Source organism: uncultured Fibrobacter sp., from assembly GCF_946062555.1.
Lineage (GTDB): Bacteria > Fibrobacterota > Fibrobacteria > Fibrobacterales > Fibrobacteraceae > Fibrobacter.
The window spans coordinates 65,706-80,007 of record NZ_CAMGVQ010000014.1; the positions used below are offsets into that span (position 1 = coordinate 65,706).

Sequence of the window (14,302 nt, forward strand, 5' to 3'; positions counted from 1 at the left end):
AATCCGACCCGAAGGCCGGACTCTCTTCAAAATTACTCGATGTAATTTAGCCGATATTAGAAGTTGTGCGGACCGATATTGGCGCAACCGAATTCGACGTCCACCTGTTCAAAGAAGTATTCAACCTGGCCGCCTTCCTTCGTATCGCAAGCGAGCTTGGCACCAACGCAACCGGTACCAACCGTGTACTGGTTATCGTCCAATACGCTAATCGGAGCGCACTTGGCCTTGAAAGCTTCAACATTCGCATCATCAGCGGCAATAGCATGGCAATAATGCTTCTGCATGCCGGCAACAGTCTGAATTCTGTCGCAAGAAACAACAGCCTTACCATCGAGCTGAGTCTTGGAGCTACCACCATTAGAGGATGCGTTAGAAGAGGAATCATCGCCGCAAGCGGTGAAAAGGGCTGCCATGCCGAGAGCGGCAATCATCATGTACTTTTTCATTTTGTTCTCCATTGGGTTTAACTTTTATCTTTAAAAGCACTGCTAATATACTTTATTTTTACAGACAAAACAGTAAAAATTAATTTACCAACAAGATTAAGAACAAATGTATACCCCATGCGGAGAAGACGCTCTATTTCAGCAGGCCCCGTTCCAGCGCATCCTTGGCGTGATAGGTAATGATAATATCGGCACCGGCGCGCTTGAAGGCCAGCAGGTTTTCGCGGATGATGGCATTTTCGTCAATCCAGCCCATTTTCGCAGCCGCCTTGACCATCGAATACTCACCACTGACGTTGTACACGGCCACAGGGACACTACTCATATCTGCCGTCTGACACAGGACATCGAGGAAAGCAAGGCCCGGTTTCACCATTACGATATCGGCCCCTTCCTCAAGATCCAGTTCCACCTCATGCAAGGCTTCTCGACCATTACGCACATCCATCTGGTAGCTCTTACGGTTACCAAAGTGCGGAGCGGAATTCGCCGCGTCGCGGAAAGGTCCGTAGTAGGCGCTCGCAAACTTCGCACTGTAGGCCATAATCGGCGTGTCCTTGAAACCTTTCTCATCTAGTTTCGAGCGTATCGCCGCCACACGGCCATCCATCATATCCGAAGGAGCCACCATATCGGCACCGGCCTCCGCATGCGAAAGAGCGGTCTTCGCCAAAAGTTCAAGCGTCGGGTCGTTATCCACATCGCCATTTTCCTTGACGATACCGCAATGGCCATGACTCATGTATTCGCAAAGGCACACATCGGTAATCACGAACAGTTCCGGGAACTTCACCTTGATGCAACGCACCGCACGTTGCACAATTCCGTCGTCATCGTAAGCGGACGAAGCGATTTCATCCTTATAGCTCGGATTTCCGAACAAAAGAATCGACTTGATGCCAAGCGCGACGCAGTTTTCAAGTTCCTTCAGAATTTCGTCAATCGAGAAACGAAACTGCCCCGGCATCGACGGGATTTCTTCCTTGACACCCTCCCCCTCTACCACGAACATCGGGTAGACGAGAGAATCTGGGTTCACTGCGGTTTCCGCAACCATATTGCGGATCGTTTCATTCTTGCGTAAGCGGCGTGGGCGTATAATCATGATTTTTCTCCTTATTTCATCACTAATATAATAAAATTCGGCGTTATCCAAGCCGCCGTTATTTTGCCATCACGATTCGTAGAATTCTTTTTCGACCTGTTCGAGGCCTTCGGCCCACTCGGCCTGAATTTTCTGCTTGAGCTTCTTGGCGAGCGACGGGGCACGCCCCTGGGTAGAAACCGTCACTGCAATATTTTCGCCGAAATCCATACGGGCTGGCACGATAAAGTCACCGTCAAGGTAGTCACACGCGTTATTCACCAGAATGCGACGAGCATGGGCATCGTTAGACACCTGGGCATTAACCGTGGGCTGGTCGGTGCAGATAAACACCATAAAGACGCAGCGAAGGTCGAGCGGTTCGTATGCTCGTTTAATCAACGTTACGGACGTCAAGGAGTCTTTCTGAGCGGAGCCTGTCATTCTGGAATCAGGCGTAGTCCAAGAATCTAAAGACTTAAATTCAGGGTCGAACTGCGGGGCGACCACCGTAATACGGGCTCCCGTGGGCAAAAGCGTTTTCACCTTGCGGAGCGCGATACGGCCACCGCCGACCACAAGCACATTCCTGCCTTCAAGATTCAGCTCGATGGAGAAGAAATTTGAGGCCTGAACTCGCAGCATTCTAGCATCATCCCAAGCGAAGCCTGTCATTCTGGAGCCGAAGTCGATAGAATCAGGCGTAGCCGAAGGATCTAAAGAACATCTAGATTTTTCACTACGTTCAGAACGACACATTCCAACCTGTGCATTTCGGACGCCGTCCACCACCATGCTTGCAAATTCTTTCCAGTCGCCAAGACAGGGCAACAGGGTTATCGGAATTTCCGGGAATTCCGCCTGTAAGCGGGCCACTACCTTGGGCACGTCATTCTTGGTATGCTGACCGTTCAAAAGCAGGTAAGGCAACAGCATCACGGACTCCACGTCTTCGCGCAGGAGTGTACGAAGGTCGTTTTCGAGGTCCAGAAGGCTCGTACTGGCCACGCGGGTACCCGGCATATCGTGATGCAGCCGGTCAAGAATCTCTTCAAACCCCTTATATGCCCCCGGCAAAATGCAGTGGTGCGCAATGATCAAAATCGCTTTCATCGCCCCCAAAAATAGAATTTATTGCCCAGGAAGCCCTCGCCCCCCTTCAAAAAACGCATTTTAGACAACTTTTTCTAAAAAAAATGATTTTTTTCAAAAAAAATTCTCCTTTTTTAGAAAAAATTTTATATCATAGCGATAAAGATTACGAAACGCCTTTACCAAGGAGAAAATATGGCAGGAAAAAAGAGCAAGAACAACCTTGACGACGATCCGATTATTCCGAACGAAGACCTCGAATTGGAAGAATCCTCAATCTTCGAAGAAGAGGAAGACGATTCCGAAGACAAGGGTATCGACGAAATTCTCGGCGGCGCTACGCTGGGCCGTGCCGCGGGCGACCTCGACGGCTGGGGCAGCTCCGAATATGAGGACAACTAATTTCTCGTGAACCGCGAGGAACTTAAAGAAAAGTACGGCAAGAAACGCGTGCCCCACCAGTGGCGGGGCACCGATTTGTCGTCTACTCTCGTCACAACGTTCTTCGGTTCGGGCATGTCGCCCAAAGCTCCAGGCACCATGGGAAGCCTCGCGGCAACCGTTGTCGCCTACCCAATGGCACTACTCGCAGTCCATTCCGGATTTTGGCCACTGTTTTTTATAGCCGCCATCGTCGTTTTCTTCGCCGCGATTCCGTTCGTGAAAAAGGCGATGAAAGATACAGGTACCGAAGACCCCGGCTGGATCGTAATAGACGAAGTCTGCGGAATCTTCATGGCATTCGCCTTCGTCGAACCCGGCAGGATTATCAGCGCGCCGTGGATTTTAATCATCGGCTTTGCGCTATTCCGCTTTTTCGACATTCTCAAGCCGCTGGGAATCCACCGGTTCGAAAAATTTCCCGGTGCGTGGGGCGTGATGGCCGACGACCTTCTGGGCGGCTTTTATGCAGGAGTTCTGCTAGGACTCCCGCTTTACTTCATTTAGACAATTTCATCTAGCGTCACGACCGGGACATCTGTCAGGTCGTGGAACTTACCCAGATCGGTCAAGAAGCAGTCTGCACCGCAGACGAACGCCGTCGCAAGGCGAAGGGATTCTTCCGTTGAAAGGGCATTGCCGTTCATTGCGGACTGGTTCAGGATTTCGGCAGCCTTGACCGCAATTTCACTATTGATATCGCAGGACTTGACGTTCCGTGAATGTTCAAAAAATTCCCGGTACTGCCTCGCAAGGACACCCTCGCCCGCAGCATACGCCTTGTGCGAAAGTTCAAACAAAGTAATTTGCGAAACGAGAATCGTCGCATTTTTTTCGTAGGCGCTATCCAGCACCGCCGAAATCACGGGATAGTAATCCGGATGCATCTGCAGCAGACGCACCAGGACCCCTGAGTCCAGGAACATCATCCGGGACTGTTTAAGCACCTTATTCATAGATTTCCATATAGGCGGTATCTTCGCGCATGCCGGCTCGCACCATCTTGAAGCGCTGCGCCTGCGGATAGAAATACCAGATCATCCACTCGCCCGCCATATCGGTACGCTTGGTCTTGATGGCCAAGGGCTTTTCACCATTATAGAAGTCGCGCTTGTGCGGAATCACGTGTTCGAACGGCCTGTAAATATGGGAATCTTCACCGGCGGCGCGTTCGATGAATCCGTTGCCGTCCTTACTCCAGGTGATAGTCACGGTGCCGTTGTCATCCTTGACCTTTTCGCAGCTGTCGAAACCGCTGCCGCACCACAGGTACTTCTTGTACTTGAAGCTCTGTTCGGGCATATTGAAGGTCTCGACGACACGGCGGTTCCCTTTATAGGTATTATATTCGCCTTCGAGCTTGTAGTTGCCGACGTTGTATTCGGAGCAGCCCCTCTGCGCCACGCGCACCTTGCGGTCGGCGATGGCGATATCGACGGTACAACCGTCTTCGGTATAAGTCAGGCGGGCATGACCGTTAGATTCACGCAGTTCCACGTTGCTCGCTTCGAGCTCGGCACGGCCGCCAAACGGACCATTCTGGATGATGAAAGAGAAATAGCGTGGGTTGGTCGGAGACTTTTTCAGGATAACGCTTCCGGTTGAAGAGGCGTACTCGCCACTCAAGTCCAAGGAGGCCTGCTTGAAACGGGCCAGATCGGCACGCTTGACCCAGACTTCGCCCAACTTGCACTGGATCGGCACGAAACGCGGCGGTTCCGAAGGCTGAACCTTTTCCCAGGTCACCACACGCTTGCGCTGCATCTTGGTCTTGGGATTTCCTTTCTTGTCCTTCTTGACACGGCCCTTCTTGTCCTTGACGACGACCTTTTCCTTGACGACGGTCACCTTCTTGACGGAATCCATCGGAATCGGGAGTTCCTTGATATAGTCGGTAAACAGAAGCGAGCCAACGGGGGTGTTTTCGTCAATCTGCCCCCTGTTTTTCTTATAAACGCTCAGCGATTCCTGGGCGAAAGAGAACGATGCGAAAAGAGCCAAACAAACAATGGAAATAAGAATCTTTTTCAAAATAAACCTCTTGTGGCAGTAAAATTAACTTTTTAATCTAAAATTATCACAGGAAACAACAAGTGAAAGATAATTTTACTAAAATTATTCCCGTGGAATATATAAAGGAGTTCCTTATATGAAGAAAATGTTTATCGCCTCCTGCATCATGGCCGCAGCAGTCTTTGCCGCCCCTGAAGCAGCCGCCCCCGCAGCAGCTCCGGCAAAAGAAGCCCCGGCTGCAGAAGCTCCCGCCGCAGCACCCGCTGCTGAAGCCGCTGCAGCCCCTGCTGAAGCCCCCGCTCCGGCAGCAGAAGCAGCTGCTCCCGCTGAAGCCCCGGCCAAAGAAGAAGCCAAGGCAGAACCCGTAGCTGAACAGCCGGCCGAACAGGCCGCAGCACCGGCTGCCGAAGCCGCCCCCGCCGAAGTCGCCAAGGAAGAACCCAAGGCAGAAGCCAAGACCGAAACAAAGGTCGAAGAAAAGGCTGAAGAAAAGGCCCCTGCTGAAGTGGCCGCCGCTGAACCCGAAAAGAAGCCCGCCAAGAAGAAAAAGCGCAAAAAGAAAAAAATGATCCAGAACGCCGTGATGTCGGTGAACCAGATCAGCTTCGACATCAACGCCGACTTTGAATTGGAAGCCGGCAAGGTTCTCTGGACCAGCGAAGACGATGAAATGAGCGACAACCTCGAAACCTGGAACGGTGAAGCCAACTTTGCCGTGCTCGCCGAAGCCGAAGACTTCAAGGGCAAGATTGCAGTCGCCTTCTACCCCGGCGACCTGAAAGCCGCCGACGGCAACACCGACAAGGACGTGAAGAAGGAACAACTCCGCGAAGGCACCCGCCAGTACAGCGATGACTATTTCTCGCTGGACGAAGCATGGGCCATGCAGGAAACCGACCTGTTCACCTTCAAGGTCGGTCGTTGGGACAACACCGACAAGAGCGGTGACTACTTCGGTGGCTACATTGACGGTTACCTGAACGGATTCCTTTCCACTCAGGCTCCTGAAAACCAGTTGCAGTTCGGTTTCATTCCGAGCGATAACATGTCCGCCTACATTTCCTTGATCAGCAAGTCTGAAAACCTGGACAAGGGCGACATCCGCGCCGCATTCAACTTCCATGACCTCGCCGGAATCTCTGCACTGAAGGTCCAGCTCGCCTACCGTAGCAACCTGTTCGACGCCGTTTACGACAGCAAGGCCGACATCAAGCACAACGCTTCCTTGAAGGCTAACCTCCCGCTCGGCACGAACGCAGTGAACCTCTTCGCCGAAGCTGCCCTGATGGACATGGCCGACGACCTGGTGATTCCGCTGACCGGTGGTCTCGCCTTCTACACTCCGGTGGTTGACCGCATCATCATCGAAGCTGAATATGTCGGCGACCGTCACGAACACAAGGACTTCGTGAACTTCGAAGCCAAGCATGTGAAGGACGTCCTGGGAGCTATCTACCTCGAAAAGGCTTTCACCGACCGCTTCAGCCTGTCTGCCGGTTTCCACAGCTACGGCAGCACCAAGGATTACATGATTTCGGGTAACCTGGTCGGCAGAATTAATTAAGGTTTTTCAAAATACCTTTAAAAAAACATCCCGCGGATTCCGCGGGATGTTTTTTTTAGAACGACAGAGAGAAGGGTCGTCTGTGAGCAATAAAGCCCCAGGCGTTAAGCTGGGGCGGTCGCGAGAGTGAGCTCGCCGGGGACGATTTCACTTACTTGAGAGCGAACGGTCGTATTAAATTCCTTTACGTTCCAGGTCGAGCAGAAGTGACTGCAGGGAGTCTTCAACGTTGGTGCGGAAATCGGCCGAACCGAGGCTGCAGGATGCAACGACATCGTCCCCCTTGGTAATGCGGATAACGGCAAAACCACCTTCGGTCGTAAAAGAAACACCTAGACCCTTATTCAAGGCTTTTTCCAAAAGATCGCGCATAAAAACTCCTTTTTTAACGCAAAAATACACTATGTCCTTAAATTAGGCTTTTTTTATAAAAAAAACAAGAAGTTTTTTGCATTTATCTGTATAAAAGCGCTTTTTTCCAGTATATATTAAGGGTATGAACGACTTCCATCTTCATTTGGCAAGAATTTCGAACCCGGAACAACTCGCAAAGACACTCCTGAAGCGAGGTCTTCATTTCAATGCTGTCGCCTGCGAGCCACGGGAATGGGAAATTCTACAGAAGATGGACGAAAGGCTTTTCGAAGGTTCCACCCGAAGCTACGGGATTCACCCGATGGTTGTCGGCAACGTTACCGAAACGGACTGGGAGCGTCTGGAATCGCTCCTAGGAAACTACCCTGAAGCGGGGGTCGGCGAATGCGGACTCGACAAGCGCTACGAAGGGTATGCCGATGACAACGGGAAACCGGGGCTTCAGGAATTGGCGTTCCGACGCCAGATGGAACTAGCCCGCGATTACAACCGCGACTTGCAAATTCACTGTGTCGGCGACTACGGGCGCATCATCAAGATTCTGAACGAATGCGGATACCCCGGTAAAAAGTCGAACATCAAAATGCGGAAGCGCGCCCCGATGATTCACGCGATTTTCCACCGGTTCGGCGGAGACATTTCAGTTGTCCGTTCCGCACAGGGGCTGAATCCGATTTTCTCGCTGCACCAGGATTCCTTCCACAAGAAAGCGACTCTCGATGCCATTCCGCAGATTCCGGAAGAACAGATTCGTTTCGAGACGGACGCCGACGAAACCTTTATCGCGACCAACCTGCTCAAGAACGAATCCGTCGAGAAAATCGCAGACGTTCTGATGGAGCATCTCGAAGAAACGAGCCGTTTACTCAAAAAATAAACTAACGGTCAGCGGATGGCGCGGCAGAAGAATTCAGGGTCTTCACCACCGTCGAATCGGCCTTAATCACCGCAAAGGCGCGGAACTCCTTGAGAGCCTTTTCGGCGAGTTCTACCGCATTTCCCTTACCGAGTTCAATCACGACTTGCAGCGGCGAGCCGCCCATGATGCGCATGGGGAACTGCGTATTCGCATACATCTCGCTGATAATTCGCGGATCGGGCGGCGGGAATTCTACAAAAGTCGCCGCGAGCATACCCTTGCGCTGCACAAGCCCTTGAATGCGGAGCCGTCCCGCCAAGATGCCTATTTCGGTGACCAGTAAGAGCATCTTGGCGGCTTCGGGCACAGGCCCGAAACGATCCGCGAGTTCCTGCGTTAACCCCGCAATTTCGTCAGTATGCGACACGCGAGAAATCCGCTGGTACATCGAAATTCGAGTGAGGCCATCCTGAATGTAATCTTCGGGGAGGTATGCATCTACGCCGAGTTCCACGCGAGGCTGAATCGGCTTTTCGGACGGTCCTCCGCGCAGCTGTTCCACCGCCTCGCGCACCAGGCGCACATAAGTTTCAAAGCCCACTTCGGCAATAAAGCCGTGCTGTTCCTGGCCGAGCAAGTTGCCCGCCCCGCGAATTTCCAAGTCGCGCATAGCCAGCTGATAACCGCTACCGAGGTCAGTAAACTGTTCCAGCGCCTTCAGGCGACGCATGGATTCAGCCGAAATATCATGCTGCGACGGAATCACCAACAGCGCTTTAGCAAGCACGCTACTGCGGCCCACGCGCCCGCGCATCTGGTAAAGCTGACTAATGCCAAAGTGATGTGCGTTCATGATGATAATCGTATTCGCGTTCGGGACATCCAGGCCCGATTCGATAATACTCGTGCTGACGAGGATATCAAACTTGCGGGAGATAAAGGCTTCCATCGCATTTTCAAGATCGCGGTCATTCATCTGCCCGTGAGCAATACCGATGTGAGCCTCGGGCACGAGATGTTCGATATCGTCCGCCAATTCATATATGCTTTGCACACGGTCGTTCACAATGAACACCTGGCCGCCACGTGCAAGTTCGTCTTCAATGGCCTGCTTGATGACCATGTCGTCGCGCTTCATGAGCTTGGTTTCTACAGGCAAACGGTTCATAGGCGGCGTATTAATCAAGGAAATATCGCGCACGCCCGTCATGCTCAAGTGGAGCGAGCGCGGAATCGGAGTCGCACTCATGCTGAGCGTATCAACCGCAAGGCGCATTTCACGCAGTTTTTCCTTCTGCTTCACGCCAAACTTTTGTTCTTCGTCGATAATTAAAAGGCCCAAATCCTTGAACTGGTTCTTTTCAGAAAGCAGGCTGTGCGTACCGACCAAAATGTCGACCTTGCCTTCGCTCACCTGCTTGAAAATTTCCTTTTTTTCCTTGGCGCTCTTGTAGCGGTTCACTAGCGCAATGTTCACGCCAAAGCCGGCAAAGCGGTCCATGAAGTTTTCGTAGTGCTGGGCCGCCAGAATCGTCGTCGGCACCAGGAGCACCACCTGCTTCTTGCTCACCACGCACTTGAACGCCGCACGCATGGCGACTTCGGTCTTACCAAAGCCCACATCGCCACAAATCAGGCGGTCCATCGGGCGGCGCGATTCCATATCCCGCTTGATATCTTCGGTAGCCTTCACCTGGTCGGGTGTCGGGTCGTATTCAAAGGCGTCTTCAAATTCTTTCTGCAGCTTGCCATCGGGCGGGAAATCGAAGCCTTCCACCAGTTCGCGCTTGGCGTAAAGTTCCACCAGTTCGCGCGCAATCTGAATGACCTTTTTCTTGACGCGTTCCTTGAGGTTTTCCCAGGCCTTGCCGCCCAATTTATCCAACTTGGGAGGGGTTTCTTGCGTGTCAAGGCGTTCTATCTTCTGCAAGTCCGCTACAGGGAACTTGAGTTTGTCTCCGCCGGCATATTCCAGCAAGGCACAGTCCACCATACCGCCATTCACGTTCACACGCACAAGCCCTAAGTACTTGCCCACGCCGTGATCTTCATGCGAAACGAAATCGCCGCGGTTCAACGATTCTATCATCAGGGCGCTAGAAACGGAGCCCGCGATTTTGCGTTTGCGGGTCTTATTTGAATGGCGATTGAAAATGCGTGTCTCGGTCAAGAAGGCGATTCCGTCATCTTCGAGCCAGAAACCTTCGGACATATTGCCTACAATGTAGTCTTCGACCGGCAAGCCCTCGAGCATCTGCTTGATACGCCCAAGCGCACCCGCCGTCGGGGCGACCACGTAAACAGTTCCACCGCGGGCGGCAAATTCCTCGATTTCCATGGCGACCGAATCGGTCCCGTTCGACGAAAAATCCTGCGGTTTGCAATTCAGCTCATGACTATTGCCATCATTGAGCTGCACGCGGGAAACATCCATCGAGGTACGGCCCACAAACTGGCGAGAAAGCTCGCCCATCTTGAACCAGGTATGGGCCGGGTCCACCGCTTCGGTATCGACCTCGCGGACATCCCTGAAGGTGTTCTCGCAGTTCACATAATACTTTGCCGCATTTTCAGAAAGGAGCGACAATTCCTCGAAAACCAGCGAAGCATTCGGCAAATAGTCGAGCAGACTGGAATTGAGCATCTGGTAACGCCCGCGGTGCCACCAGAGCCCCGAAAGGTCGCCGTTGTAGCACGCCGCCTCGTGTTCCTTGACCGTAAATTCGCCCATCGGGAAAAGTTTCACCGACTTCATGGTCTCTACGGAACGCTGCGAGAAAATGTCGAAGCTACGGATTGATTCAATCTCGTCGCCAAAGAATTCGATACGAATCGGGTGCGGGTACAGAAGGCAGTTTACGTCTACGATACATCCGCGAACCGAAAACTCCCCTACGCCCGATACCACGGGCTGTTCCACGAATCCGTGATCCAGGAACCAGGGGCGAAGCGACGAAGGCTCGGCCACACCGCCCACATTGAGTTCAAGGCAATCCTTCATCACCGAATGCGGTGCCGGAAGCCGCATCAGGAACGAATCCAGCGGACAAACCGTTACAAAAGGATTCGCGCCCTCTACATCGCGGAAAAACTTGAGGCGTTCTTCGACAACGCCTTCGAACGGCACCTTCTTTTCGTAAGGTTTCAAGCCAATCGACGGGAAAAAACGGACAAATTCTTCGCCCAGCAACCCTTCCAGATTTTCGACCCAGTTCTCGGCACTTTTGTAGTCCTTGGCCACCACCAGAATCGGGTTCGGCTTTTTGAGGAAGCGGGAGGCCACCATCATGGCAGCTGCCGAAACCGTCGCCCCGTTTACATGAATTGCGTCCCCTTCAGCCTTGCTAAAGAGGTTGAGCGTTTCGCTACGGGCAAACGTAATAAATTCTGAAAGGGATTCTATCACGCACCCAAAAATAGAAAAAACTATTCTTTGGCGGCTCCGCGAATAAACATCAACTGAGCAGGAACATAAGCGAGCCAGATCATATTATTCGCAATGCACGAAATCAGCTGAAGTACACTATGGTCTTCACCAGAAAGCATCGACAAACCGACAAAAACATCCCCTATAAAGAAAACTACTACACCCTAGCGGATAAAGAGAGCGTTCTTCTTTGGGAAACAGGCCTTACGGAGAGCCAGAATACCTTCGGGAAACGCATGAGCCAACAGTAGCAAAATAAAGGGGGCCTAAAAATGGCCATGTCACAAAAATGTCAAAAAAAATGTTTATCTTTGTATCGTCTAAAATTTTTAGGATAAAACAAATTTCTACTAGACTGGAGATGCCCTGTCATCCTGGAGCCTCAACGAGGCGATAGGACCGTCGGGCATGACAGGCTGGAAAAAAGAGAGTTTCTAATTACTATGGCAGCAGCAAAGTATACCGAAGACAGCATTAGAACACTGGAATGGAACGAACATATCCGCGAACGTCCGGGTATGTACATCGGCAAACTCGGCGACGGTAACAGCCCCGACGACGGCATTTACGTGCTGGTGAAGGAAATTATCGACAACTCCATCGACGAATTCGTGATGGGTGCCGGCAAGCAGATTATTATTGACATTGAAGACCACTGCGCCCGCGTGCGCGACTATGGCCGCGGCATTCCGCTCGGCAAGGTCATCGACTGCGTATCGAAGATTAACACCGGCGGTAAGTACGACTCCGAAGCCTTCCAGAAGTCCGTGGGCTTGAACGGTGTGGGTACCAAGGCGGTGAACGCCCTTTCGACCAAGTTTATCGTGAAGAGTTTCCGTGACGGCCGCGTGAAGGAAGCCGAATTCAGCAAGGGCAAGCTTGTCCGCGAAGAACGCGAAAAGAATACGACCGAAAAGAACGGTACCGAAATCTATTTCGAACCGGACGCCAGCATCTTCAAGAATTTCCGATTCTTGCCTGGCTACATGGAAGAAAAGGTCTGGAACTATGCCTACCTGAACAACGGACTTTCGCTGGTGATGAACGGCAAGATATACAACAGCCCGAACGGCCTTCTGGACTTGCTGCAGAACCACGTGGACGATTCTATCCGCTACCCGGTGGCCCACTTTAAGGCAAACGATATCGAAGTCGCCTTTACGCACGGCAACCAGTACGGCGAACACTACTACAGCTTTGTGAACGGCCAGCACACCACGCAGGGCGGTACGCACCAGCAAGCCTTCCGCGAAGGCATTGTGAAGGGTGCCCGTGACCACTTCAAGAAGGACCTGGATCCGGCCGACGTGCGCAACTGCATTATCGGCGCCATTTCCGTGCGCATCCAGGAACCGGTTTTCGAATCGCAGACCAAGACCAAGCTCGGCTCGACGACGGTCGCTCCGGGTGGCGCCCAGCTGCGTACCTGGATTGTAGATTACGTCGCCTCGCAGCTCGACAACTACCTGCACAAGAATCCGGAAACCGAAAAGGCCCTTTTAAACCGCATTACGCAGAACGAACGCGAGCGCAAGGAAATCGCAGGCATCAAGAAGCTCGCGAACGACCGCGCGAAAAAGGCGAACCTGCACAACCGCAAGCTCCGCGACTGCAAGATTCACCTGACCGACGCGAAGAACGCGCTGAACCGCGAAACCATGATCTTCATTACTGAAGGTGACTCTGCTTCGGGTTCCATTACCAAGGCCCGCAACGTGCAGACGCAGGCCGTGTTCAGCTTGCGCGGTAAGCCGCTCAACAGCTTCGGCATGACCAAGAAGGTCGTTTACGAAAACGAGGAATTCAACCTGTTGCAGCACGCACTCGATATCGAAAACGGCCTCGAGAACCTCCGCTACGACAAGGTGATTATCGCGACCGATGCCGATGTGGACGGAATGCACATTCGTCTTTTGCTGATGACCTTCTTCTTGCAGTTCTTCCCCGAACTCGTGGAACAGAAGCACCTGTTCATTCTGCAGACGCCGCTTTTCCGCGTGCGTAACAAGCAGGTGACCAAGTACTGCTACGACGAAGTGGAACGCGACAGGGCTGCAAAAGAAATTGGCAAGACCGGGCTCGAAATCACCCGATTCAAAGGTCTCGGCGAAATTTCCCCGGAAGAATTCGGCCAGTTCATCGGCGAAGACATGCGCCTCGAAACGGTGGTGCTTCCGCCCGACGCCTCGTTCGGCAAGATGCTCGCCTACTACATGGGGAACAACACTCCCCAGCGTCAGGACCACATCGTGCAGAACCTCCGCGCCGAAGCCGTGGAAGAACTGTAACATTCTTGTGGCAAGCCAATGGCAAACTCCCGAATTAGGGAGTTTTTTATTTATACACTTATCACTTATGCAAAAGCGATGTAACATTTCTGTAAATTTTGCAACAAGTCCATTCCATCCTCACCAAAAAAGTTTAAATTGTTAAATAGCGCATAAACAGCTTTAAAGGAGTCTTTATGGCCTATCCTGTACCCGAAGATTGGACGATTTCTGGAATCTTGAATAAGAACGGAGTCCCTTTTTCAGAGGGGAAAGTTTATGCAGACAATCTAAAGAATCTACATAAGTTATACAGCTATCAGGAGTAACAATGTACAAAATAACTAGGCTTAATTGTGCATTAATCATTTGTATTATAATCGGTTGTGGGAACGATGCATCTGTGCCTTCGTTTCCCGTAATTTCATCATCTTTTCAAGAAAAATCATCCAGTTCAAGCCAGACGCAAACAAATTCGAAAACAGAAAGTTCCTCTAATCCCATTGGGCCTCAATCCAGTTCTCTGGCGGAAAGCTCCTCCAGTCCCATTGGACCTCAATCCAGTTCTCTGGCGGAAAGCTCCTCCAGTCCCATTGGACCTCAATCCAGTTCTCTGGCGGAAAGCTCCTCCAGTCCCATTGGACCTCAATCCAGTTCTCTGGCGGAAAGCTCCTCCAGTCCCATTGGACCTCAATCCAGTTCTCTGGTGGAAAGCTCCTCCAGTCCCATTG

At 51.9% G+C, this 14,302-nt stretch carries 13 protein-coding genes; 5 read left to right on the forward strand and 8 right to left on the reverse strand.

Annotated features, from left to right (window positions below):
* Positions 1-56: 56 nt before the first annotated feature.
* The 3 genes from Q0P86_RS06155 to Q0P86_RS06165 form a co-directional block, all read right to left on the reverse strand.
* Positions 57-449, reverse strand: a complete 393-nt coding sequence (locus Q0P86_RS06155; protein ID WP_294113227.1) for a hypothetical protein — start codon at positions 447-449, stop codon at positions 57-59.
* A 133-nt stretch (positions 450-582) separates the two neighbouring features.
* Positions 583-1,554, reverse strand: coding sequence for a porphobilinogen synthase (gene hemB / locus Q0P86_RS06160; RefSeq protein ID WP_294113230.1), 972 nt, complete (start codon positions 1,552-1,554; stop codon positions 583-585).
* A gap of 69 nt (positions 1,555-1,623) precedes the next feature.
* Positions 1,624-2,646: an NAD(P)-dependent oxidoreductase gene (locus Q0P86_RS06165; protein WP_294113232.1), complete on the reverse strand. Its 1,023-nt coding sequence runs from the start codon at positions 2,644-2,646 to the stop codon at positions 1,624-1,626.
* Between the two features lie 174 nt (positions 2,647-2,820).
* On the opposite strand from Q0P86_RS06165, the gene Q0P86_RS06170 reads away from it, so the two are divergent.
* Entirely contained in the window at positions 2,821-3,027 is a 207-nt protein-coding gene (locus Q0P86_RS06170) for a hypothetical protein (protein WP_072978706.1), read from the forward strand.
* A gap of 6 nt (positions 3,028-3,033) precedes the next feature.
* On the forward strand, positions 3,034-3,573 hold the full coding sequence (locus tag Q0P86_RS06175) for a phosphatidylglycerophosphatase A (protein ID WP_290994376.1): 540 nt from the start codon (positions 3,034-3,036) through the stop codon (positions 3,571-3,573).
* Here Q0P86_RS06175 and Q0P86_RS06180 read toward each other — a convergent pair.
* Positions 3,570-4,022: a PIN domain-containing protein gene (locus Q0P86_RS06180; RefSeq protein ID WP_294113235.1), complete on the reverse strand. Its 453-nt coding sequence runs from the start codon at positions 4,020-4,022 to the stop codon at positions 3,570-3,572. The two genes, Q0P86_RS06175 and Q0P86_RS06180, sit on opposite strands and share 4 nt — an antisense overlap.
* Positions 4,015-5,097, reverse strand: coding sequence for a hypothetical protein (locus tag Q0P86_RS06185; RefSeq protein ID WP_295038093.1), 1,083 nt, complete (start codon positions 5,095-5,097; stop codon positions 4,015-4,017). The genes Q0P86_RS06180 and Q0P86_RS06185 overlap by 8 nt, the downstream gene beginning before the upstream one ends.
* Before the next feature lie 118 nt (positions 5,098-5,215).
* Here Q0P86_RS06185 and Q0P86_RS06190 point away from each other — a divergent pair, with 118 nt between their 5' ends.
* Positions 5,216-6,643 carry a hypothetical protein gene (locus Q0P86_RS06190; protein ID WP_295038095.1) on the forward strand — a complete coding sequence of 476 codons (1,428 nt, stop codon included), beginning with the start codon at positions 5,216-5,218 and terminating at the stop codon, positions 6,641-6,643.
* A 174-nt stretch (positions 6,644-6,817) separates the two neighbouring features.
* Here Q0P86_RS06190 and Q0P86_RS06195 read toward each other — a convergent pair whose 3' ends face one another.
* Positions 6,818-7,015 (reverse strand): hypothetical protein, encoded by a 198-nt coding sequence (locus tag Q0P86_RS06195; protein WP_295038097.1) that lies wholly within the window; start codon positions 7,013-7,015, stop codon positions 6,818-6,820.
* Positions 7,016-7,139: 124 nt separating this feature from the next.
* Here Q0P86_RS06195 and Q0P86_RS06200 point away from each other — a divergent pair, with 124 nt between their 5' ends.
* A complete protein-coding gene (locus tag Q0P86_RS06200; RefSeq protein WP_295038098.1) occupies positions 7,140-7,895 on the forward strand; it encodes a TatD family hydrolase in 756 nt (251 codons plus the stop codon).
* A 1-nt stretch (position 7,896) separates the two neighbouring features.
* Here Q0P86_RS06200 and mfd read toward each other — a convergent pair whose 3' ends face one another.
* Positions 7,897-11,283 (reverse strand): transcription-repair coupling factor, encoded by a 3,387-nt coding sequence (gene mfd / locus Q0P86_RS06205; protein ID WP_295038100.1) that lies wholly within the window; start codon positions 11,281-11,283, stop codon positions 7,897-7,899.
* 464 nt (positions 11,284-11,747) lie between these two features.
* On the opposite strand from mfd, the gene Q0P86_RS06210 reads away from it, so the two are divergent.
* Positions 11,748-13,592 carry a DNA topoisomerase IV subunit B gene (locus tag Q0P86_RS06210; protein ID WP_290994362.1) on the forward strand — a complete coding sequence of 615 codons (1,845 nt, stop codon included), beginning with the start codon at positions 11,748-11,750 and terminating at the stop codon, positions 13,590-13,592.
* 473 nt (positions 13,593-14,065) lie between these two features.
* Here Q0P86_RS06210 and Q0P86_RS06215 read toward each other — a convergent pair.
* A partial coding sequence (locus Q0P86_RS06215; RefSeq protein ID WP_295038101.1) for a hypothetical protein occupies positions 14,066-14,302 on the reverse strand: 237 nt, incomplete at its 5' end.